This is a genomic window from Escherichia sp. E13S3, assembly GCF_004212325.1.
In the GTDB taxonomy this organism is placed as follows: domain Bacteria; phylum Pseudomonadota; class Gammaproteobacteria; order Enterobacterales; family Enterobacteriaceae; genus Escherichia.
Genome location: NZ_RHJR01000009.1, coordinates 111,104 through 134,817 on the forward strand (window position 1 = coordinate 111,104; position 23,714 = coordinate 134,817).

Consider the following 23,714-nt stretch of genomic DNA (forward strand, 5'->3'; position numbering starts at 1 on the left):
TATGTTGCGTAATAAAAGCGCTATATATAAATATTAAATATGATTATTCATGTATCAATGCTTAATTATTTATATTTCCCAACAAGAATCACATTTATTTTCCCAAATCATCCACCATACAAATATTAACGTCTTATCCTCCTCGCTTTTACTCCGTTAACCATTTGACATTGATTGACACTGATCATTAAAATTCGCGCGATTTACTCATTATCATCGACAAACCCAAACAATTTGACATTTAATAACACATTCTCAATGCTCATTAACTCAAATATTCTCTCATACATTTTTATTGTGAATGCGAAACATTGAATCATTCATATAAAAAATAATTATATCGTAGTCATCAACACATCAGGATTATGAAAAGGAATTCATCCTATGAGCATAAGAAAAGCACTATTAAGCATGTTAACAATATCATCACTCTGCGCATTAACGGGGTGTGACTATATTGAAAAAGTAAACTCAATCGACCAGTTTGCCAAACAGCAAGCGTTGCAACAAAGTCAAATAGACGCGCTAAAAAAGCAGCAAGAACAATATAAAAGTAAAATTGAACTTTTTGAAAAACAACAAAATAGCATCATAACCAGTACCCAAACGCTTGCCAGCGTCGTGAAATCAGTCAAGGACAAGCAGGATGAGTTTATCTTTACTGAATTTAACCCAGCACAAACACAATACTTCATTTTAAATAACGGCTCAGTCGGTTTAGCAGGACGCATATTGTCTATTGATGCCGTGGAAAATGGCAGCATCATTCGTATTTCACTGGTCAACTTATTAAGCGTTCCCGTATCTAATATTGGTTTTCATGCCACGTGGGGAAATGAAAAACCTGCTGATACTAAAAACTTAGCCAAATGGCAACAATTGCTTTTCAGCACCTCAATGAACTCCTCACTGAAATTATTACCAGGTCAATGGCAAGACATTAACCTGACGCTGAAAGGCGTATCACCCAATAATCTGAAATACCTGAAACTCGTCATCAATATGGCAAATCTTCAGTTCGACGACCTTCACTCTGCTGCATCTCAGCAGCGAAAAAGCAAAAAATAAATGCAGCTTCTGCGCTTATATCAAGGAATAGAGAGCATCAATAATGAACAAAATATTTAAAGTTATCTGGAATCCGGCAACGGGCAGTTACAGCGTTGCCAGCGAAACGGCAAAAAGCCGTGGCAAGAAATCCGGGCGCAGTAAGCTGTTAATTTCTGCTGTGGTTGCGGGTGGGTTGTTGTCGCCATTTGCATATGCAGATAATGCAACTGGTACTCCTGTTGTACCAACAGGTCATAATAGTGGTAATGGATGGGTGGCTATCGGGGAAGGCTCAACAGCAAGCCAGCACACAGGTCTCGACGGTGCATCGACTGCTATAGGGAATCTTGCCAGCGCTTTGGGTAAATATAGTACGTCAATAGGTGCCAGAAGTTCTGCTGACGGCGATGCGTCAACAGCGTTGGGGGTTAACGCTAAAGCTACTGGCAATAGAGGTACAGCTATAGGGGCGTCGGCCAAAGCTGAGGGCCAGTACTCTATGGCGATGGGTGTATTGTCACTGGCGAAAGGTGATTATGCCTCAGCATTCGGCTTTGACAACGACGCGATAGGCGAAAAAAGCCTTGCATTAGGTTACAAAAGTTCCAGTTCTGCACAATATAGTGTCGCCATAGGTGCAGACGCCAGTGCAGAAGGCGTTGATGCGATTGCCGCAGGTCGTGAGAGTGAAGCTAAAGGCACAGACAGCCTGGCATTAGGCAGAAACTCCCTCGCCAGCGCAGCGAACGCTATTGCAATTGGTGCAGACAGCGAAGCTGGTGAAAATGCGACGGCGGTTGGCTTTAACGCGGATGCGACAGGGAAATCCAGCCTGGCGCTGGGAGACAATGCCAGTGCTGGAGAAACCAACTCCATCGCTATAGGTCAAAACAGCAGAGCAACCAAAGTTGGTTCAATTGCACTGGGCAGTGGCAGCACTTCAGCGGGTGAGAACGCCATTGCACTGGGCAACGACAGTAACGCGGGGGGCAAAAGCAGCCTTGCTTTCGGTGTTGGCGCCAGCGCAAATGGTGATAACGCAGTCGCCATTGGTGCAAATTCCATAGCTGATGCAGACAATACTGTATCTGTAGGTAGCCTCGGTTCAGAGCGCAAAATAGTCAATATGGGTAAAGGTGACATCAATAAAGACAGCACCGATGCCATTAACGGATCACAACTTTATGCCATCAGTAAGTCTGTTTCTGACAGACTCGGAGGATTTCATGCTGATCCTAATAATGTTATAAACTCTGACGGGACGCTTAAAGCCCCCACATATTATCTACAAAGCGGCCAGTACAATAACGTGGGAGAGGCTCTCCAGGGCATCGATAATAACACGTTACACTGGGACGAAAAAAACAAGAAATACAGCGCCAGCCATACCACCTTTAATACCGATGGCTCAAAGAAAAACTCCCTGGCACAAAGCGTCATTACTGACGTCGCTGATGGTCTGATTAGTGAAGACAGCTTTGAGGCCGTGAACGGTTCGCAGTTGTATGACCTGAAGCAAGACTCTCTGCTCTGGGATTCCAATGCTGGCGCATTCAGTGCGGCTCATGGTGATCCAAGTACGGTCAGCAAAATTACCAACCTCGATGCTGGAACGATATCCTCAACCAGCACCGATGCCATTAATGGCTCACAACTTTATAGTTTAGCTGATTCCTTTACGACCTATCTTGGAGGTGGTGCTGATATTGACAAGGATGGGGTATTAACCGGACCAACCTACACTATTGGTGGTAAGGCCTACACTAACGTCGGTGCTGCACTGGAAGCCATTAACACGTCATTTAGCGCTTCGCTCGGTGATGCTCTGCTCTGGGATACTACCGCCAATAAATTCAGCGCCAAACACGGTGGCACCGCCAGCGTCATTACTGACGTCGCAGATGGTGTAGTTTCTAATAACAGCAGCGATGCCATTAACGGTTCACAACTCTACGACACCAATAAGTACATTGCTGATGCCCTGGGGGGTAACGCAAAAGTTAACGCTGACGGTTCTATCGCTGCGCCAACTTATACAATCGCGGGTGGAAGTTACAACAACGTCGGTGAAGCTCTGGATGCGCTCGATGATAATGCCCTGCTGTGGGATGACGCTGCGGGTGCCTACAGCGCCAACCATAAAGGCAACGCCAGCAAAATCACCAATGTAGCTGATGGTCTGATTGAAGCGGGTAGCACCGACGCCGTCAACGGTTCCCAACTGAATGCCGCTAACCTGCTGATCGAGCAAAATAGCCAAATCATCAATCAGCTTGCTGGTAACACCGACGCAACCTATATCCAAGAAAACGGTGCGGGTATTAACTATGTGCGTACTAACGACGACGGCTTAGCGTTCAACGACGCCAGCGCCTCTGGTATTGGTGCTACCGCAGTAGGCTATAACGCTGTTGCCTCTGGTGCCAGCAGTGTAGCTATTGGTCAGGACAGCATCAGCGAAGTTGACACGGGTATCGCCCTGGGTAGCAGCTCTGTTTCCGACCGTGTAATTGTTAAAGGTTCTCGTAACACCAGCGTAACGGAAAATGGCGTAGAGATTGGCTACGACACCACTGACGGTGAATTACTCGGCGCATTGTCGATTGGTGATGATGGCAAGTACCGTCAAATCATCAACGTAGCCGATGGTTCCGAAGCCCATGACGCCGTTACGGTTCGCCAGTTGCAGAATGCCATTGGTGCAGTCGCTACCACGCCGACCAAATACTTCCACGCTAACTCAACGGCTGAAGATTCACTGGCAGTCGGTGAAGACTCGCTGGCAATGGGCGCGAAAACTATCGTTAATGGTAATGCGGGTATTGGTATCGGCCTGAACACTCTGGTTCTGGCTGATGCGATCAACGGTATTGCTATCGGTAGCAACGCAAGTGCAAATCATGCCAACAGTATTGCGATGGGTAACGGTTCTCAGACTACCCGTGGCGCACAGACTGGCTACACCGGTTACAACATGGATGCACCGCAAAACTCTGTCGGTGAGTTCTCTGTCGGCAGCGAAGACGGTCAACGCCAGATCACCAACGTCGCAGCAGGTTCGGCTGATACTGATGCGGTTAACGTGGGTCAGTTGAAAGTAACGGACGCGCAGGTTTCCCAGAATACCCAGAGCATTACTAACCTGAACAATCAGGTCACTAATCTGGATACTCGCGTTACTAATATCGAAAACGGTATTGGCGACATCGTGACCACCGGTAGCACCAAATACTTCAAGACCAACACGACAGGTGTAGATGCCAACGCGCAGGGTCAAGATAGTGTCGCGATTGGTTCCGGTTCCATTGCTGCCGCTGATAACAGCGTCGCACTGGGTACAGGCTCTGTGGCAAATGAAGAAAATACGATTTCCGTAGGTTCTTCCACTAATCAACGCCGTATTACTAACGTTGCCGCAGGTAAAAACGCGACTGACGCGGTTAACGTTGCGCAGTTGAAGTCTTCTGAAGCGGGTGGCGTGCGCTACGACACCAAATCTGACGGTTCTGTTGACTACAGCAGCATTACCCTCGGTGGTGGCAGTGGCGGTACGACTCGTATCAGCAACGTTTCCGCTGGCGTGAACAACAACGACGCGGTGAACTACGCGCAGTTGAAGCAAAGCGTGCAGGAAACGAAGCAATACACCGATCAGCGCATGGTTGAGATGGATAACAAACTGTCCAAAACTGAAAGCAAGCTGAGTGGTGGTATCGCTTCTGCAATGGCGATGACCGGTCTGCCGCAGGCTTACACGCCGGGTGCCAGCATGGCCTCTATTGGTGGCGGTACCTACAACGGTGAATCAGCTGTTGCTTTAGGTGTGTCGATGGTGAGCGCCAATGGTCGTTGGGTCTACAAATTACAAGGTAGTACCAATAGCCAGGGTGAATACTCCGCCGCACTCGGTGCCGGTATTCAGTGGTAATCATCCATTAACGAATGGGTAAACGCCAAATTGCCTGATGCGTTACGCGCATCAGGCCTACAGGAGGATGCTGCACATTCCTGTAGGCCGGATAAGGCGTTCACGCCGCATCCGGCAACAGTGCCGACTGCCTGATGCGACGCTTGCGCGTCTTATCAGGCCTACAAATTCTCGCGCCATCCGTAGGCCGGATAAGCGCTCCGGGTCAACAATCTAAGGGCAATTCTCTGATGAGGATTGCCCTTTTCTTTACCAGACATCTCCCCCCACAAAAATTGGCCCTACCAATTCTTCGCTTATCTGACCTCTGGTTCACAGTTCCCCAATTAAAACTCACATTAACATTGCCAATTAATAACATTTAATTAACTATTCATTGTCATTATCCCTACACTACAAAATTGGCAGTGCCACTTTTACACAACGTGTGACAAGGAGATGAGCAACAGACTCATTACACGATGTGCGTGGACTCCAGGAGACCTGCAATGAATCTCTGGCAACAAAACTATGATCCCGCCGGGAATATCTGGCTTTCCAGCCTGATAGCATCACTTCCCATCCTGTTTTTCTTCTTTGCGCTGATTAAGCTCAAACTGAAAGGATACGTCGCCGCCACCTGGACGGTTGCCATCGCCCTGGCCGTGGCTTTGCTGTTCTATAAAATGCCGGTCGCCAACGCGCTGGCCTCGGTGGTTTATGGCTTCTTCTACGGTTTGTGGCCAATCGCGTGGATCATTATTGCGGCGGTGTTCGTCTATAAGATCTCGGTGAAAACCGGACAGTTTGACATTATCCGCTCGTCGATTCTTTCGATAACCCCAGACCAGCGTCTGCAAATGCTGATCGTCGGTTTCTGTTTCGGCGCATTTCTCGAAGGGGCTGCGGGCTTCGGCGCACCGGTGGCAATTACCGCCGCATTGCTGGTCGGCCTGGGCTTTAAACCGCTGTACGCCGCCGGACTGTGCCTGATTGTTAACACCGCGCCAGTGGCATTTGGTGCGATGGGTATTCCAATTCTGGTTGCCGGACAGGTAACGGGCATCGACAGCTTTGAGATCGGCCAGATGGTGGGTCGTCAGCTACCGTTTATGACCATTATCGTCCTGTTCTGGATCATGGCGATTATGGACGGCTGGCGCGGTATTAAAGAGACGTGGCCTGCGGTCGTGGTTGCAGGTGGTTCATTTGCCATCGCACAGTATCTCAGCTCCAACTTCATTGGGCCGGAACTGCCGGACATTATCTCTTCGCTGGTATCGCTGCTCTGCCTGACACTGTTCCTCAAGCGCTGGCAGCCAGTACGCGTTTTCCGCTTCGGCGATCTGGGTGCATCGCAGGTTGATATGACGCTGGCTCACACAGGTTACACGGCGGGTCAGGTGCTGCGAGCCTGGACACCGTTCCTGTTCCTGACCGCCACCGTAACACTTTGGAGTATCCCGCCGTTTAAAGCACTTTTCGCTTCGGGCGGCGCACTTTATGAATGGGTGATCAACATTCCGGTGCCGTATCTCGACAAACTGGTTGCCCGTATGCCGCCAGTGGTCAGCGAGGCTACAGCCTATGCCGCCGTGTTTAAGTTTGACTGGTTCTCAGCCACCGGCACCGCCATTCTGTTTGCTGCGCTGCTCTCGGTTGTCTGGCTGAAGATGAAACCGTCTGACGCTCTCAGCACCTTCGGCAGCACGCTGAAAGAACTGGCGCTGCCCATCTACTCCATCGGTATGGTGCTGGCATTCGCCTTTATTTCGAACTATTCCGGGCTGTCGTCAACACTGGCGCTGGCACTGGCGCACACCGGTCATGCATTCACCTTCTTCTCGCCATTCCTCGGCTGGCTGGGGGTATTCCTGACCGGGTCGGATACGTCATCTAACGCTCTGTTTGCCGCTCTGCAAGCCACGGCCGCACAACAAATTGGCGTCTCTGACCTGTTGCTGGTTGCTGCCAACACCACCGGCGGTGTTACCGGGAAGATGATCTCCCCGCAATCCATCGCCATCGCCTGTGCGGCGGTAGGTCTGGTAGGCAAAGAGTCAGATCTGTTCCGCTTTACTGTCAAACACAGCCTGATATTCACCTGCATGGTCGGCGTGATCACCACGCTTCAGGCTTACGTCTTAACGTGGATGATTCCTTAATGATTGCTACACCCAGACGCCTGTCAGACGAGGTTGCCTCCCGTGTGCGGGCGCTGATTGATGAAAAACAGCTGGAGGCGGGCATGAAGTTGCCCGCTGAACGCCAACTGGCGATGCAACTCGGCGTGTCGCGTAATTCACTGCGCGAAGCGCTGGCAAAACTGGTGAGCGAAGGCGTACTTCTTAGTCGTCGCGGTGGTGGCACATTTGTGCGCTGGCGTCATGACGCGTGGTCGGAGCAAAACATCGTCCAGCCGCTAAAAACGCTGATGGCCGATGATCCGGATTACAGTTTCGATATTCTGGAAGCCCGCTACGCCATTGAAGCCAGCACCGCATGGCATGCAGCGATGCGCGCCACGCCTGGTGACAAAGAGAAAATTCAGCTTTGCTTTGAGGCAACGCTCAGCGAAGACCCGGACCTCGCTTCGCAAGCGGACGTTCGTTTTCATCTGGCGATTGCCGAAGCCTCGCATAACATCGTGCTGCTACAAACCATGCGTGGTTTCTTTGATGTTCTGCAATCCTCGGTGATGCAAAGCCGTCAACGGATGTATCTCGTGCCGCCCGTTTTTTCACAACTGACCGAGCAGCATCAGGCGGTCATTGACGCCATTTTTACCGGGGATGCCGACGGTGCGCGTAAAGCGATGATGGCGCATCTCAGTTTTGTCCACAGCACCATGAAAAGATTCGATGAAGATCAGGCGCGCCGTGCACGTATTACCCGCCTGCCCGGTGAGCATAATGAGCATTCGAGGGAGAAAAACGCATGATTATTTCTGCAGCCAGCGATTATCGCGCCGCAGCACAACGCATTCTGCCGCCGTTCCTGTTCCACTATATGGATGGCGGCGCATATTCTGAATATACCCTGCGTCGTAACATGGAAGATTTATCAGAAGTGGCGCTGCGCCAGCGTATTCTGAAAAACATGTCCGACTTAAGTCTGGAAACGACGCTGTTTAATGAGAAATTGTCGATGCCGGTAGCGCTGGCTCCAGTGGGCTTGTGCGGCATGTATGCGCGACGCGGCGAAGTTCAGGCCGCAAAAGCGGCGGATGCGCATGGCATTCCGTTTACCCTCTCGACGGTTTCCGTTTGCCCGATTGAGGAAGTCGCACCCGCCATCAAGCGCCCAATGTGGTTCCAGCTTTACGTACTGCGCGATCGCGGTTTTATGCGTAACGCACTGGAACGAGCAAAAGCCGCGGGGTGTTCGACGCTGGTTTTCACCGTGGATATGCCAACGCCGGGCGCACGCTACCGTGATGCGCATTCGGGTATGAGCGGCCCGAACGCCGCAATGCGCCGCTACTTGCAGGCGGTGACTCATCCACAATGGGCGTGGGATGTGGGCCTGAATGGTCGTCCGCATGATTTGGGTAATATCTCGGCTTACCTTGGCAAACCGACCGGGCTGGAAGATTACATCGGCTGGCTGGGGAATAACTTCGATCCGTCCATCTCCTGGAAAGACCTTGAGTGGATCCGCGATTTCTGGGATGGCCCGATGGTGATCAAAGGGATCCTCGACCCAGAAGATGCGCGTGATGCGGTACGTTTTGGCGCTGACGGGATTGTGGTTTCTAACCACGGCGGCCGCCAGTTAGATGGCGTGCTCTCTTCTGCCCGCGCGCTGCCTGCCATAGCAGATGCAGTGAAAGGTGATATCGCCATTCTGGCAGATAGCGGCATTCGTAACGGGCTTGATGTCGTGCGTATGATTGCGCTCGGTGCCGATACCGTACTGCTGGGTCGTGCTTTCCTGTATGCGCTGGCAACAGCGGGCCAGGCGGGCGTGGCTAACCTACTGAATCTGATTGAGAAAGAGATGAAAGTGGCAATGACGCTGACGGGCGCGAAATCGATCAGCGAAATTACGCAAGATTCGTTGGTGCAGGGGCTGGGTAAAGAGTTGCCTGCGGCGCTGGCCCCGATGGCGAAAGGGAATGCGGCATAGTCGCTTGAGCCCCCTAACCCTCTGGGGAGAGGACCGGGGGGAGGGGAAAAGGCCGCACGGCTCACCAATTTTCTGCTATTCTGCCCCCGCACTAAGGGGGCAGTATGCTAAACATCGTACTTTACGAACCAGAAATTCCGCCAAATACTGGCAACATCATCCGTCTTTGCGCTAACACCGGCTTTCGTCTGCATATCATCGAACCAATGGGATTTGCCTGGGACGATAAGCGCCTGCGCCGCGCAGGGCTGGACTACCACGAATTTACCGCCGTTACGCGCCATCATGACTACAGCGCGTTCCTCGAAGCAGAAAATCCCCAGCGCCTGTTTGCTCTCACTACAAAAGGTACGCCCGCACATAGCGCCGTAAGCTATCAGGATGGCGACTATCTGATGTTCGGCCCGGAAACACGCGGCCTGCCAGCGAGCATTCTTGATGCCCTGCCCGCTGAACAAAAAATTCGTATTCCAATGGTGCCGGACAGCCGCAGCATGAACCTGTCCAATGCGGTGTCGGTAGTGGTGTATGAAGCCTGGCGGCAGCTGGGGTATCCGGGAGCGGTGTTGAGAGATTAGTTACGCCAGGCCGGATAAAATGCGTTAGCATCGCATCCGGCACGATCACAGAACGTCAGATCCCATCCCCATACTCAAACGTATGGTTAATACCGTTGAAATGCTGGTCCATATCCATCGACGGCTTATCGCTGTCTGGTTTACCGACAATGCGTGCCGGAACGCCAGCGGCGGTAGTATGCGGCGGCACCGGTTGCAACACCACGGAACCTGCGCCAATCTTCGCGCCGCGCCCAACTTCAATATTGCCGAGAATTTTCGCGCCCGCGCCAATCATCACGCCTTCACGAATTTTCGGGTGACGGTCACCGCTGGTTTTCCCAGTACCGCCAAGGGTGACGGATTGCAGAATCGACACGTCGTTTTCAATCACCGCCGTTTCACCAACGACAATGCCCGTCGCATGGTCGAGCATAATGCCACGGCCAATTTTTGCTGCCGGGTGAATATCGACCTGGAACGTCACAGAAACCTGGTTTTGCAGAAAAATAGCCAGTGCGCGACGGCCCTGATTCCACAGCCAGTGACCGATGCGATACGCCTGCAAGGCATGAAAACCTTTCAGGTATAACAACGGCGTTGAGTATTTATCCACCGCCGGGTCGCGGGTACGCACCGCCTGAATATCGCAGGCCGCAGAAGCGATCATTTCCGGGTCGGCGGCATAGGCTTCTTCCACCACTTCACGGATAGCAATGGCAGGCATGATTGGCGATGACAGCTTGTTCGCCAGCATGTAGCTCAGCGCACTGCCAAGGTTTTCGTGCTTGAGTAGTGTCGCGTGGTAAAAACTGGCCAGCATTGGCTCACAGTCCGCCAGCGTTCTGGCTTCAGCTTTAATATTGTTCCAGACAATTTCCAGTTCTTCACACGACATTGCTTACTCCACACGATGAGATAATGACCGGCCCGTTCTGCGCGGGCCGGGTCATAGCGGTAACAAAGGTTCCCTGGGTTTAGTGGCTGCTGCGCTCGTCCTTGCGTGCACGACCTAGTAAAGTCAATGCTGCCTCGCGCGCGTTTTTTCCGCAATATAATACTTGATAAATTTCCTCGGTTATTGGCATTTCAACGCCGAAGCGATGCGCCAACTCGCGGACTTCTTTCGTATTGCGGTAGCCTTCCACCACCTGACCAATCTTCTCCTGCGCGCTTTGTACATCCATGCCCTGACCGAGCATCATGCCAAAACGGCGGTTACGCGACTGGTTGTCGGTACAGGTAAGCACCAGATCGCCCAGCCCCGCCATGCCCATAAAGGTGGCAGGATCGGCACCCAGCGCCGCGCCAAGACGCGACATCTCAGCCAGACCACGGGTAATTAGCGCCGTTCGTGCATTCGCGCCAAAACCGATACCGTCGGACATCCCCGCGCCAATGGCAATGACGTTTTTCACCGCGCCGCCAAGCTGCACGCCAATGAAATCCGGATTGCTGTAAACGCGGAAACTTTTGCCACAGTGCAGCAACTGCTGGAGATCATCGGCGAAGGTCTGGTCGGTAGAGGCCAGCGAAATAGCCGTCGGTAAACCTGCTGCCAGTTCTTTCGCAAATGTTGGGCCAGAGATAACCGCTAGCGGAATTTGATCGCCTAACGCCTCACGCGCCACGTCCTGTAACAGACGCCCGGTTTCCGCTTCCAGACCTTTAGTCGCCCACACCAGACGCGCATCAGAACGCATCAGCGGTTTAATCTGGCGCAGCACTTCACCAAAGACATGGCTGGGTACGACGACAAGAATATTACGGCTGGCTGCCAGCGCGGTGGCGAGATCGCTTTCAAGATGGAGCGTATCGGGAAAAGGCACATCGGGGAGAAACGCGGCGTTACAGCGGTCGCGTTCAAGCGTTGCGATATGTTCAGGGTCATGGCCCCAGAGGACAACCTCGTGGCCATTTCTTGCCAGGGTGATGGCAAGAGCGGTGCCGTACGAGCCGGCACCGATCACAGTCATTGAAGCATTACGTTGGTTCATCAGGCATCCTGATGTTCTTCAGTACCTTCGCCAGCCTGCTGCTGCAAATAGTTCATGAACAGCGCATCGAAGTTAACCGGCGCAAGGTTCAGTTGCGGGAATGTACCGCGGGATACCATGCTGGTGATGCATTCACGAGCATACGGGAACAGAATGTTCGGGCAGTATGCGCCCAGGCAATGTGCCAGCTGGGTGCCTTCGATACCCGCGATGGAGAAAATACCGCCCTGCTGAACTTCACACAGGAACGCAGTTTCTTCGCCCAGGGATGCCGTTACGGTAACACGCAGTACCACTTCGTAAACGTCATCTGCCAGTTGAGAAGATGCCGTATCCAGATCAAGTTTAACTTCTGGCTGCCAATCTTTCTGGAAAACGTGCGGCGCGTTCGGCGCTTCGAAAGAAATATCCTTGGTATAGATACGTTGGATCTGGAAAGTCATTTCGGTGTTGTTTTGTTCTGACATGTGTAGAAAACCCTTAAGTGTTGTCCTTAAATACTGCGCAATGTAATGCCAACGTTCACACGTTATTTCAGCAGGGGATCCAGTCCACCACGTGCATCCAATGCATACAAGTCATCACAGCCGCCAATGTGCTGTGCGTCAATAAAAATCTGGGGAACCGTGGTGCGACCGCTGCGTTTGATCATCTCTTCACGCTTGGCGGCGTTGCCATCGATCGGCAGCTCCTGAAAACTCACGCCCTTGCTGCTCAGCAGTGCTTTTGCACGATGGCAATACGGGCAGGTTTCTTTGGTATAGATTTCAACATTGGCCATAACTTAGCTCCTGTTTTTTACCCTGAAATTTCATGTTGCAGGGCGGCAGCAAAATAGAGTGTCCCCAGAAGCTTATAACAATAAGTCGCTGGGGGCATAATTGCAGCTAACGGCCTGCATCATGAAAGACGACAGGTAAATTATTTGCCGCGCACCAGAGGCAAGTTTTCGCCAGCCCAGCCAGCGACGCCGTCTTTCAGCACGAATACTTGCGCAAAACTAGCTTTCGTCAGCGCGTTTGCAGGCTCCTGGCACTGCATGCCAGAACCGTCTACCACGATAACCGGTTTGTCTTTGTGCTTCTCAAGCTCACCAACATTGTTGGCTTTGATTTCGCTCGGCAACAGATTGATAGAACCTGCGATATGGCCTTTACGGAAGTCATCACGCTGACGTAAATCCACAACCACAGCGTCTTCTTTGTTGATCAGACGCGTAGCTTCACCACGAGTAATCACCTTCACTTTCGAGGTCAGGCTCTTAAACGTAGTGACAAGAACCGCCACCAGTAACGCGATCCAGGCGATACTCAGTATGGGATGACGGCCAACAAATTGCATAATTTCTTGCATGGGGGGTAACAACTCCCGACGTAGTGATTAAAAAAACCAGGAAAGGAGTATACCTGCGCAGTGCGGCAAATACAGCCAGCGCGTTAACTGGAATGCAATTTTGCGGGGCGCTACGAAAAAAAATCGCAATTCTGGCATCGGCTTGCCGCGAGCGGTCGTATATTTTGATCTTCAGAGGCTATTTTATCGATTCAGCTGTAGTAAAATTACGCAAATTTTGACTCTTGAGTATGAGGTTGTCGCAATGTCGGTTTCTAAAAAACCTATGGTACTGGTGATTCTGGATGGCTATGGCTATCGCGAAGAACAGCAGGATAACGCCATTTTTAGTGCTAAAACCCCGGTAATGGATGCACTGTGGGCCAATCGTCCGCATACCCTGATCGACGCTTCCGGTCTGGAAGTCGGTCTGCCTGACCGTCAGATGGGTAACTCCGAAGTAGGCCACGTTAACCTGGGTGCCGGCCGCATCGTGTATCAGGACCTGACTCGTCTGGACGTTGAAATCAAAGATCGCGCTTTCTTCGCTAACCCGGTACTGACTGGTGCGGTAGATAAAGCGAAAAACGCAGGCAAAGCAGTACACATTATGGGTCTGCTCTCCGCAGGCGGCGTACACAGCCACGAAGATCACATCATGGCGATGGTAGAACTGGCAGCTGAACGCGGCGCAGAAAAAATCTATCTGCACGCATTCCTTGACGGTCGCGACACTCCGCCGCGCAGTGCTGAATCTTCGCTGAAAAAATTCGAAGAGAAATTTGCCGCGCTGGGTAAAGGCCGCGTAGCGTCCATCATTGGTCGTTACTACGCCATGGACCGCGACAACCGTTGGGATCGCGTTGAAAAAGCCTATGACCTGCTGACTCTGGCGCAAGGTGAGTTCCAGGCCGATACCGCCGTTGCTGGTTTGCAGGCTGCTTATGCTCGCGACGAAAACGACGAATTCGTGAAAGCGACCGTTATTCGTGCAGAAGGCCAGCCAGATGCAGCAATGGAAGACGGCGACGCGCTGATTTTCATGAACTTCCGTGCTGACCGTGCGCGTGAAATCACTCGTGCATTCGTGAACGCTGATTTCGACGGCTTCGCGCGTAAGAAAGTGGTTAACGTCGATTTCGTGATGCTGACCGAATACGCCGCTGACATCAAAACCGCAGTGGCTTACCCACCGGCTTCCCTGGTTAACACCTTCGGCGAGTGGATGGCGAAAAACGACAAAACTCAGCTGCGTATTTCCGAAACTGAAAAATATGCTCACGTCACTTTCTTCTTTAACGGTGGTGTAGAAGAGTCGTTCAAAGGCGAAGACCGCATTCTGATCAACTCGCCGAAAGTCGCTACCTACGACCTGCAGCCGGAAATGAGCTCCGCAGAGCTGACCGAAAAACTGGTTGCGGCAATCAAGAGCGGCAAATACGACACCATTATCTGTAACTATCCGAACGGCGACATGGTAGGTCACACCGGGGTGATGGAAGCGGCGGTTAAAGCGGTAGAAGCGCTGGATCACTGTGTTGAAGAAGTGACAAAAGCCGTTGAGTCCGTGGGTGGACAACTGCTGATCACCGCTGACCACGGTAACGCTGAACAGATGCGCGATCCGGCAACGGGTCAGGCACACACGGCACACACCAACCTGCCAGTTCCGCTGATTTACGTTGGTGATAAGAACGTGAAAGCGGTTGAAGGCGGTAAGCTTTCTGACATCGCACCGACCATGTTGTCGCTGATGGGGATGGAAATCCCACAAGAGATGACTGGTAAGCCGCTGTTCATCGTGGAATAATCCCTCCCCATGAGGGGAAAGGCGATTAATACCATGACACGGGCCACGAAACCGCGCAGGTTTGCAGTCAGGCCCATCATTTACGCCAGCGTTCTTAGCGCTGGCGTATTGTTGTGCACGTTTTCCGCCCACGCGGATGACCGCGACCAACTCAAGTCTATTCAGGCCGATATCGCCGCGAAAGAGCGCGCGGTACGCCAACAGCAGCAACAACGCTCAAGCCTGCTTGCTCAGCTGAAAAAGCAGGAAGAGGCGATCTCCGAAGCCACCCGCAAGCTGCGCGAAACGCAAAACACGCTCAATCAACTGAATAAACAGATTGATGAGATGAACGCGTCGATTGCCAAACTGGAGCAGCAAAAAGCCGCCCAGGAACGCAGCCTCGCCGCGCAACTGGATGCCGCGTTTCGTCAGGGTGAGCATACCGGTATTCAGCTGATTCTCAGCGGTGAAGAAAGCCAGCGCGGTCAACGATTGCAGGCTTACTTCGGCTATCTCAACCAGGCGCGACAAGAAACCATCGCCCAGTTGAAGCAAACGCGTGAAGAAGTCGCCATGCAGCGTGCTGAACTGGAAGAGAAACAAAGCGAACAACAAACGCTGTTATATGAGCAGCGCGCCCAACAGGCGAAACTGACTCAGGCGCTGAACGAGCGTAAAAAGACGCTGGCGGGGCTGGAATCTTCCATCCAGCAAGGTCAGCAGCAGCTAAGTGAACTGCGTGCCAACGAATCCCGTCTGCGTAACAGCATTGCCCGTGCAGAAGCGGCAGCGAAAGCACGTGCTGAACGTGAAGCGCGCGAAGCCCAGGCGGTTCGCGACCGTCAGAAAGAAGCGACGCGTAAAGGCACCACCTACAAACCGACTGAAAGCGAAAAATCGCTGATGTCCCGTACCGGTGGTCTAGGCGCGCCGCGCGGTCAGGCATTCTGGCCGGTTCGCGGGCCAACGCTGCATCGCTATGGCGAACAGCTACAAGGCGAACTGCGCTGGAAAGGGATGGTTATCGGTGCTTCTGAAGGTACTGAAGTTAAAGCGATTGCCGACGGTCGGGTGATTCTGGCTGACTGGCTGCAAGGCTACGGTCTGGTGGTGGTGGTTGAGCACGGTAAAGGCGACATGAGTCTTTACGGCTATAATCAGAGCGCACTGGTGAGCGTTGGTTCGCAGGTTCGCGCGGGCCAGCCAATTGCACTGGTGGGCAGCAGTGGTGGTCAGGGTCGGCCTTCACTCTATTTCGAAATTCGCCGCCAGGGTCAGGCGGTCAATCCACAGCCGTGGTTGGGAAGATAAGTTTTGTTTCCATTTCGTCGTAACGTTCTTGCATTTGCCGCGCTGTTGGCGCTCTCCTCCCCCGTAATTGCTGGCAAACTAGCCATCGTCATTGACGATTTTGGTTATCGCCCGCACAACGAAAACCAGGTGCTGGCAATGCCCTCCGCGATCTCCGTCGCTGTATTACCCGACTCACCGCACGCCAGAGAGATGGCGATCAAAGCGCATAACAGCGGTCACGAAGTGTTGATCCATCTGCCAATGGCACCGTTGAGTAAACAGCCGCTGGAGAAAAACACGCTGCGCCCGGAGATGAGCAGCGACGAAATTGAGCGCATTATTCGTAGTGCGGTCAATAACGTGCCCTATGCCGTGGGAATCAACAACCACATGGGCAGCAAAATGACCTCTAACCTGTTTGGTATGCAGAAAGTGATGCAGGCGCTGGCGCGTTACAATCTTTACTTCCTCGACAGCGTAACCATCGGTAATACCCAGGCGATGCGCGCCGCACAAGGCACTGGCGTGAAGGTTATTAAACGGAAGGTGTTCCTCGACGATTCGCAAAATGAAGCGGATATTCGTGTACAGTTTAATCGTGCAATTGACCTGGCGCGTCGCAACGGTTCGACCATCGCCATTGGTCATCCACATCCCTCAACGGTACGCGTATTGCAACAAATGGTTTATAACCTGCCGCCAGACATTACGCTGGTGAAAGCCAGCAGCTTGCTGAATGAACCACAGGTCGATACATCTACACCGCCGAAAAATACTGTGCCCGACGCACCGCGTAATCCGTTCCGTGGCGTGAAGCTGTGTAAACCGAAAAAACCGCTGGAGCCAGTTTATGCGAATCGCTTCTTTGAAGTATTAAGCGAAAGCATCAGCCAGAGCACGCTGATCGTTTACTTTCAACATCAGTGGCAAGGCTGGGGCAAACAGCCCGAAGCGGCGAAGTTTAACGCTAGCGCAAATTAAAGGCGCTACGCGTAATGCGATGGTGCGATCGTGTTTTGTCGCGCCATTGCCATAAGCGGAAAGACCACAGTAATGCCTGATAACCCACCTTTACGCTGCGGACATTAGTAATCAGGCGCTTATACATGCCGGAAGTAAATATCTCAGCAATCATCCGTTGGCGGATAATAATATCTGGCTCTTTGCGCACCGCATGGCAAACACGCAATGCTTCGTAAGTTATTTGCTGATGAAATTCCGGATAAATTGTAATTTTGTCGGCATAATTTCGATTTAATTTCTCCAGCAGGCGGGTAATTTTAATATAGTGACGTTGATAATTAAGGTTTTTATTCCCTTGTCTATTCAACCGACTCACTGACGTATTATGCAGATAATATTTATATAACGATTGCTCGGTATATCGCGCACGCAGCGCGTTAAACATAAATTCTGTTGTCCAGACAATATCCTGATGATGTAATCCGGCAATAAATTTAATGTTATTTTTTACAATAACATCGCGGCGATAAACGCCCATCCAGACAACGTGAGTCCAGCGGCGAGAAGAAAGTCCCATCCGCAGCCAGTCCGGGCCGGTTAATACGCCGGTTGAGCGTATGCGATCGGTGGGAATGGATTGCCAGGTTTCCCCCGTTTCACGAAAACACCAGTCAGCGTTGCACTGCGCCACGTCGAGATCGTCCTCTAACGCCATGGTCATCAGCGTTTCATACATGGTGGGATAGACTTCATCATCAGCATCGACAAAAGCAACATATTTGCCCGTCGCTGCCTCGATCCCGCGATTACGCGCCACCGATGCGCCAGCATTCGCCTGATGCAGCAAGCGAACATGTGGATGTTTTTCTGCGTAATGCTTTGCTATTTCAACAGAATTATCCGTTGATCCATCGTTAATAATAATAATTTCCAGAGCAGTCCAGGTTTGCGCAATTAAAGATTCCATGCAAGCGTTGAAATCATCTCCCGCATTATATAACGGGATAATAACACTTAGTTTATTGGTGCTGTTCATCATAAATTACCGACGACCTCTGAAGTTACCCTAACGTTGTACAGGCTTTGTATTAAGAAACCATTAAGCTTGTGAAATATTATTTTTACGGGTGAGAAAGTAACTTCAGGCTAGAGAGATAATGAAAGCAGCAATATAAGATAACAGCGCAATTACGATATCTTTATTACACTGACAGGATTTTACATATTTAACGGATTATCCTCAGGAGAAAGGGCTGGAATACCAGCCCTTGTTCGTGTTAATCCCAGCTCAGAATAACTTTCCCGGACTGGCCAGAACGCATAGCATCAAAGCCTTTCTGGAAATCGTCGATGGAGAAACGATGGGTAATGATTGGCGAGAGATCCAGACCAGACTGAATCAGCGCCGCCATCTTGTACCAGGTTTCAAACATCTCACGACCGTAAATACCTTTAATGAACAGGCCTTTAAAGATCACTTTTGTCCAGTCGATAGACATATCAGACGGCGGGATACCCAGCATCGCAATACGACCACCGTGATTCATGGTGTCCAGCATCGTGCGAAACGCTGACGGTGCACCAGACATCTCCAGACCAACATCAAAGCCTTCAGTCATGCCCAGCTCGGCCATCACGTCATTGAGGTTTTCTTTGGCGACGTTAACCGCACGAGTGATGCCCATTTTGCGCGCCAGCCCCAGACGGTATTCGTTAACATCAGTGATCACCACGTTGCGTGCACCAACGTGTTTCGCTACCGCCGCGGCCATAATACCAATTGGGCCTGCACCAGAAACCAGAACATCTTCGCCGACCAGATCAAACGATAGCGCCGTATGCACCGCATTTCCGAACGGGTCAAAAATTGCGGCTAAGTCATCGGAGATATTGTCGGGGATTTTGAAGGCGTTGAATGCCGGGATCACCAGATATTCGGCGAAGCAGCCCGGGCGATTAACACCAACGCCTATCGTGTTGCGGCACAAATGGGTACGACCACCACGACAGTTGCGGCAATGACCACAGGTGATATGGCCTTCGCCAGAAACGCGATCGCCGATCTTGAAGCCTTTCACTTCCTGACCGATGCCAACCACCTCACCAACATATTCATGGCCTACAACCATCGGTACTGGGATGGTTTTTTGCGACCACTCATCCCAGTTATAGATGTGAACGTCAGTCCCGCAGATGGCTGTTTTACGGATTTTAATCAGCAGATCGTTATGTCCGAGTTCCGGTTCAGGAACGTCGGTCATCCAGATGCCCTCTTCCGCTTTCAGTTTGGATAACGCTTTCATCTCACATCCTCACTCAGGCGATTACGCCCAGTTGTTTACCAATACGCGTGAACGCTTCTACCGCACGCGTAATTTGCTCAGGGGTATGCGCCGCAGACATCTGGGTACGAATACGCGCCTGACCTTTCGGAACGACCGGATAGAAGAAACCGGTGACGTAAATGCCCTCTTTTTGCAGTTCACGGGCAAATTTTTGCGCCACTACAGCATCGCCAAGCATGACCGGAATAATGGCGTGATCGGCTCCCGCCAGGGTAAAGCCCGCCGCCGACATCTGCTCACGGAACTGGCGCGCGTTCGCCCACAGACGGTCACGCAGCTCACTGCCCGCTTCGACCATCTCCAGCACTTTAATGGAAGCAGCCACAATGGCAGGTGCCAGTGAGTTGGAGAACAGGTACGGGCGAGAACGCTGACGCAGCCACTCAACCACCTCTTTACGCGCTGCGGTGTAACCACCAGAAGCCCCGCCCAGTGCTTTACCCAGCGTGCCGGTGATGATATCGACACGGCCCATCACATCGCAGTATTCATGGGAGCCACGTCCGTTTTCGCCGACAAAACCGACCGCATGGGAATCATCCACCATCACCAGCGCATCGTAAATATCTGCCAGATCGCAAATCCCTTTCAGGTTGGCAATTACGCCATCCATAGAGAACACGCCATCGGTGGCGATTAACACATGGCGCGCCCCGGATTCACGCGCTTCTTTCAGGCACGCTTCCAGCTCTTGCATATTGTTGTTGGCATAGCGATAGCGTTTGGCTTTGCACAGTCGCACGCCGTCGATGATCGAGGCATGGTTCAGAGCATCGGAGATAATGGCGTCTTCCGCGCCCAGCAGCGTTTCAAACAGACCGCCGTTGGCATCAAAACAGGAAGAGTAGAGAATCGCATCTTCCATGCCGAGAAATGCTGCCAGTTTCTGCTCAAGCTCTTTATGGCTATCCTGGGTGCCGCAGATAAATCGCACCGAAGCCATGCCGAAACCGTGAGAATCCATTCCCGCTTTTGCCGCCGCAATCAGTTCCGGATGATTCGCCAGTCCGAGATAGTTGTTGGCACAAAAGTTAATGACGTGGCTTCCATCAGCCACAGTGATATCTGCTTGCTGCGCAGACGTAATAATGCGTTCTTCTTTAAACAACCCTTCCGCCCTTGCGGTTTCCAGATCGTTAGTTAACTGCTGATAAAATTCTCCACGCATTGCGATTCTCCAGACAGGGCAATTTCCAGCACATATTACCCAAACTTATAGTTCGCGACGAGATGACGCGTTAACACTTCTGTAAAATTTAGAATAAATAACGTCCATCCCCCTCACTTTCGGCGAATGGCTGAAGCCAACGCCGTGTAGTGATATGATAGAAGTATTCGTGTCTGAGATTGTCTCTGACTCCATAATTCGAAGGTTACAGTTATGATCATCGTTACCGGCGGCGCGGGCTTTATCGGCAGCAACATCGTTAAGGCCCTGAATGATAAAGGCATCACCGATATTCTGGTGGTGGACAACCTGAAAGACGGCACCAAGTTTGTGAACCTGGTGGACCTGAACATCGCGGACTATATGGATAAGGAAGACTTCCTGATCCAGATTATGGCGGGCGAAGAGTTCGGCGATGTCGAAGCGATTTTCCACGAAGGCGCGTGCTCTTCCACTACCGAGTGGGACGGCAAGTATATGATGGATAACAACTATCAATACTCCAAAGAGCTGCTGCACTACTGTCTGGAGCGCGAAATCCCGTTCCTGTACGCCTCTTCCGCAGCCACTTACGGCGGTCGCACTTCCGACTTTATTGAATCCCGCGAATACGAAAAACCACTGAACGTCTATGGTTATTCGAAGTTCCTGTTTGATGAATATGTTCGTCAAATCCTGCCAGAAGCGAACTCGCAGATTGTTGGCTTCCGCTATTTCAACGTTTATGGACCGCGTGAAGGCCATAAAGGTAGCATGGCGAGCGTCGCTTTCCATCTCAACACCCAGCTTAACAACGGTGAATCACCGAAACTGTTCGAAGGTAGCGAGAACTTTAAACGCGACTTCGTCTACGTGGGCGACGTGGCTGATGTGAATCTGTGGTTCCTGGAAAATGGCGTTTCCGGCATCTTCAACCTCGGTACTGGTCGTGCGGAATCCTTCCAGGCAGTAGCAGATGCAACACTGGCTTATCACAAGAAAGGTCAGATCGAATACATTCCGTTCCCGGATAAACTGAAAGGCCGCTACCAAGCGTTTACTCAGGCGGATCTGACTAATCTGCGCGCTGCGGGTTACGACAAACCGTTCAAAACCGTTGCTGAAGGTGTAACGGAATACATGGCCTGGCTGAATCGCGACGCATAAGAGCTCTGCATGAAAATACTGGTGATCGGCCCGTCTTGGGTTGGCGACATGATGATGTCGCAAAGTCTCTATCGCACGCTCCAGGCGCGCTATCCCCAGGCGATAATCGACGTGATGGCACCGGCATGGTGCCGTCCATTATTATCGCGGATGCCGGAAGTTAACGAAGCTATCCCTATGCCTCTCGGTCACGGGGCGCTGGATATCGGTGAACGCCGCAAACTGGGTCATAGTCTGCGTGAAAAGCGCTACGACCGCGCCTACGTCTTACCCAACTCCTTCAAATCCGCATTAGTGCCTTTCTTCGCGGGTATTCCTCATCGCACCGGCTGGCGCGGCGAGATGCGCTACGGTTTACTCAACGATGTACGTGTGCTCGATAAAGAAGCCTGGCCGCTAATGGTGGAACGCTATGTGGCGCTGGCCTATGACAAAGGCGTGATGCGTACCGCACAAGATCTACCAAAACCGTTGTTATGGCCGCAATTGCAAGTGAGCGAAGGTGAAAAATCATATACCTGTAATCAATTTTCGCTTTCATCAGAACGTCCGATGATTGGCTTTTGTCCGGGCGCGGAGTTTGGCCCGGCGAAACGCTGGCCACACTACCACTATGCAGAGCTGGCAAAGCAGCTGATTGATGAAGGTTATCAGGTGGTTCTGTTTGGCTCGGCGAAAGATCATGAGGCGGGCAATGAGATTCTTGCCGCTTTGAATACCGAGCAGCAGGCATGGTGTCGGAACCTGGCGGGGGAAACACAGCTTGAGCAGGCAGTCATTTTGATTGCCGCCAGTAAAGCCATTGTCACTAACGATTCTGGCCTGATGCACGTTGCTGCGGCGCTCAATCGTCCACTGGTTGCTCTGTATGGGCCGAGCAGTCCGGACTTCACACCGCCGCTTTCCCATAAAGCGCGCGTGATCCGCCTGATTACCGGCTATCACAAAGTGCGTAAAGGTGACGCTGCAGAGGGTTATCACCAGAGCTTGATCGACATTACTCCCCAGCGCGTACTGGAAGAACTCAACGCGCTATTGTTACAAGAGGAAGCCTGACGGATGCGGGTTTTGATCGTTAAAACATCGTCGATGGGCGATGTTCTCCATACGCTGCCCGCACTCACCGATGCCCAGCAGGCAATCCCGGGGATTAAGTTTGATTGGGTGGTGGAAGAGGGATTCGCACAGATTCCTTCCTGGCACGCCGCCGTTGAGCGGGTTATTCCGGTGGCGATACGTCGCTGGCGCAAAGCCTGGTTCTCGGCCCCCATAAAAGCGGAACGGAAAGCGTTTCGTGAAGCCCTTCAGGCAGAAAACTATGACGCAATTATCGACGCCCAAGGGCTGGTAAAAAGCGCAGCGCTGGTGACACGTTTAGCACATGGCGTTAAGCATGGAATGGACTGGCAAACCGCTCGCGAGCCTTTAGCCAGCCTGTTTTACAATCGCAAACATCATATTGCGAAACAGCAGCATGCCGTAGAACGTACCCGTGAACTGTTCGCAAAAAGCCTTGGGTATAGCAAACCGCAGGCCCAGGGCGATTATGCTATTGCGCAGCATTTCCTGACAAATCCTCTACCGGATGCTGGGGAGTATGCTGTATTCCTTCATGCGACCACCCGCGATGATAAACACTGGCCGGAAGAGCACTGGCGAGAATTAATTGGTTTACTGGCAGGTTCAGGGATTCGAATTAAACTACCGTGGGGAGCGCCGCATGAAGAAGAGCGGGCAAAAAGGCTGGCGGAAGGCTTTGATTATGTCGACGTACTGCCGAAGATGACTCTGGAAGGCGTTGCCCACGTGCTGGCTGGAGCTAAATTTGTTGTGTCAGTCGATACAGGATTAAGCCATTTAACTGCGGCACTTGATAAACCCAATATCACAGTTTATGGGCCTACAGACCCGGGATTAATTGGCGGTTATGGGAAGAATCAGGTAGTTTGCATGGCACCGGATAAAGATCTTGCTCATCTGGCTGCAGAAGCAGTATTAAAAAAAATCAATTCCTGATTAACACGTTCTATATTATT

Annotated in this window: 20 protein-coding genes; 12 read left to right on the forward strand and 8 right to left on the reverse strand. The window is 51.8% G+C overall.

Features of this window, described 5'->3' with window-relative positions:
- Positions 1-384: 384 nt before the first annotated feature.
- From D9597_RS10760 to trmL, 6 genes are all read left to right on the forward strand, one after another.
- Complete coding sequence (locus D9597_RS10760) at positions 385-1,068, forward strand: DUF3251 domain-containing protein (protein ID WP_130222404.1); 684 nt, start codon at positions 385-387, stop codon at positions 1,066-1,068.
- 43 nt (positions 1,069-1,111) lie between these two features.
- A complete protein-coding gene (locus D9597_RS10765) occupies positions 1,112-4,978 on the forward strand; it encodes a YadA-like family protein (protein WP_130222406.1) in 3,867 nt (1,288 codons plus the stop codon).
- Between the two features lie 488 nt (positions 4,979-5,466).
- A complete protein-coding gene (gene lldP, locus D9597_RS10770) occupies positions 5,467-7,122 on the forward strand; it encodes an L-lactate permease (RefSeq protein ID WP_130215198.1) in 1,656 nt (551 codons plus the stop codon).
- Positions 7,122-7,898: a transcriptional regulator LldR gene (lldR, locus tag D9597_RS10775; RefSeq protein ID WP_130222408.1), complete on the forward strand. Its 777-nt coding sequence runs from the start codon at positions 7,122-7,124 to the stop codon at positions 7,896-7,898. Before lldP ends, lldR begins: the two co-directional genes overlap by 1 nt.
- A complete protein-coding gene (lldD, locus tag D9597_RS10780; RefSeq protein WP_130206682.1) occupies positions 7,895-9,085 on the forward strand; it encodes a quinone-dependent L-lactate dehydrogenase in 1,191 nt (396 codons plus the stop codon). The genes lldR and lldD overlap by 4 nt, the downstream gene beginning before the upstream one ends.
- A gap of 104 nt (positions 9,086-9,189) precedes the next feature.
- On the forward strand, positions 9,190-9,663 hold the full coding sequence (trmL, locus tag D9597_RS10785; RefSeq protein WP_000932351.1) for a tRNA (uridine(34)/cytosine(34)/5-carboxymethylaminomethyluridine(34)-2'-O)-methyltransferase TrmL: 474 nt from the start codon (positions 9,190-9,192) through the stop codon (positions 9,661-9,663).
- 55 nt (positions 9,664-9,718) lie between these two features.
- Here trmL and cysE read toward each other — a convergent pair whose 3' ends face one another.
- From cysE to D9597_RS10810, 5 genes are all read right to left on the reverse strand, one after another.
- Complete coding sequence (gene cysE, locus D9597_RS10790; protein WP_001277565.1) at positions 9,719-10,540, reverse strand: serine O-acetyltransferase; 822 nt, start codon at positions 10,538-10,540, stop codon at positions 9,719-9,721.
- Positions 10,541-10,619: 79 nt separating this feature from the next.
- Complete coding sequence (gpsA, locus tag D9597_RS10795) at positions 10,620-11,639, reverse strand: NAD(P)H-dependent glycerol-3-phosphate dehydrogenase (RefSeq protein WP_112914747.1); 1,020 nt, start codon at positions 11,637-11,639, stop codon at positions 10,620-10,622.
- Entirely contained in the window at positions 11,639-12,106 is a 468-nt protein-coding gene (gene secB / locus D9597_RS10800; RefSeq protein WP_130206686.1) for a protein-export chaperone SecB, read from the reverse strand. Before secB ends, gpsA begins: the two co-directional genes overlap by 1 nt.
- A 62-nt stretch (positions 12,107-12,168) precedes the next feature.
- Positions 12,169-12,420: a glutaredoxin 3 gene (grxC, locus tag D9597_RS10805; RefSeq protein WP_000024392.1), complete on the reverse strand. Its 252-nt coding sequence runs from the start codon at positions 12,418-12,420 to the stop codon at positions 12,169-12,171.
- Positions 12,421-12,560: 140 nt separating this feature from the next.
- Positions 12,561-12,992, reverse strand: coding sequence for a rhodanese-like domain-containing protein (locus D9597_RS10810; RefSeq protein ID WP_130222410.1), 432 nt, complete (start codon positions 12,990-12,992; stop codon positions 12,561-12,563).
- A gap of 244 nt (positions 12,993-13,236) precedes the next feature.
- On the opposite strand from D9597_RS10810, the gene gpmM reads away from it, so the two are divergent.
- Genes gpmM through D9597_RS10830 form a run of 3 tightly spaced genes read left to right on the forward strand, consistent with a single transcriptional unit; the run spans position 13,237 to position 17,037 of the window.
- Positions 13,237-14,781 carry a 2,3-bisphosphoglycerate-independent phosphoglycerate mutase gene (gpmM, locus tag D9597_RS10820; RefSeq protein ID WP_064526112.1) on the forward strand — a complete coding sequence of 515 codons (1,545 nt, stop codon included), beginning with the start codon at positions 13,237-13,239 and terminating at the stop codon, positions 14,779-14,781.
- A 33-nt stretch (positions 14,782-14,814) separates the two neighbouring features.
- On the forward strand, positions 14,815-16,074 hold the full coding sequence (gene envC / locus D9597_RS10825) for a murein hydrolase activator EnvC (RefSeq protein ID WP_001626259.1): 1,260 nt from the start codon (positions 14,815-14,817) through the stop codon (positions 16,072-16,074).
- A 3-nt stretch (positions 16,075-16,077) separates the two neighbouring features.
- A complete protein-coding gene (locus tag D9597_RS10830) occupies positions 16,078-17,037 on the forward strand; it encodes a divergent polysaccharide deacetylase family protein (RefSeq protein WP_130222414.1) in 960 nt (319 codons plus the stop codon).
- Here the strand turns inward: D9597_RS10830 and waaH are convergent.
- From waaH to kbl, 3 genes are all read right to left on the reverse strand, one after another.
- The gene (waaH, locus tag D9597_RS10835; protein ID WP_130215188.1) at positions 17,024-18,058 is read right to left on the reverse strand and encodes a UDP-glucuronate:LPS(HepIII) glycosyltransferase; all 1,035 of its coding nucleotides are present in this window, start codon (positions 18,056-18,058) and stop codon (positions 17,024-17,026) included. The two genes, D9597_RS10830 and waaH, sit on opposite strands and share 14 nt — an antisense overlap.
- Positions 18,059-18,296: 238 nt before the next feature.
- Positions 18,297-19,322: an L-threonine 3-dehydrogenase gene (tdh, locus tag D9597_RS10840; protein ID WP_130206693.1), complete on the reverse strand. Its 1,026-nt coding sequence runs from the start codon at positions 19,320-19,322 to the stop codon at positions 18,297-18,299.
- Positions 19,323-19,335: 13 nt separating this feature from the next.
- Positions 19,336-20,532, reverse strand: a complete 1,197-nt coding sequence (gene kbl / locus D9597_RS10845) for a glycine C-acetyltransferase (RefSeq protein ID WP_130222416.1) — start codon at positions 20,530-20,532, stop codon at positions 19,336-19,338.
- Between the two features lie 213 nt (positions 20,533-20,745).
- Here kbl and rfaD point away from each other — a divergent pair, with 213 nt between their 5' ends.
- From rfaD to rfaC, 3 genes are read left to right on the forward strand one after another with little or no spacing between them, the layout of a single operon-like run.
- Positions 20,746-21,678: an ADP-glyceromanno-heptose 6-epimerase gene (gene rfaD, locus D9597_RS10850; RefSeq protein WP_000587764.1), complete on the forward strand. Its 933-nt coding sequence runs from the start codon at positions 20,746-20,748 to the stop codon at positions 21,676-21,678.
- Between the two features lie 9 nt (positions 21,679-21,687).
- Positions 21,688-22,734 (forward strand): ADP-heptose--LPS heptosyltransferase RfaF, encoded by a 1,047-nt coding sequence (gene rfaF, locus D9597_RS10855; RefSeq protein WP_130222418.1) that lies wholly within the window; start codon positions 21,688-21,690, stop codon positions 22,732-22,734.
- 3 nt (positions 22,735-22,737) lie between these two features.
- Positions 22,738-23,694: a lipopolysaccharide heptosyltransferase RfaC gene (gene rfaC, locus D9597_RS10860; protein WP_130222420.1), complete on the forward strand. Its 957-nt coding sequence runs from the start codon at positions 22,738-22,740 to the stop codon at positions 23,692-23,694.
- Positions 23,695-23,714 lie beyond the last annotated feature (20 nt).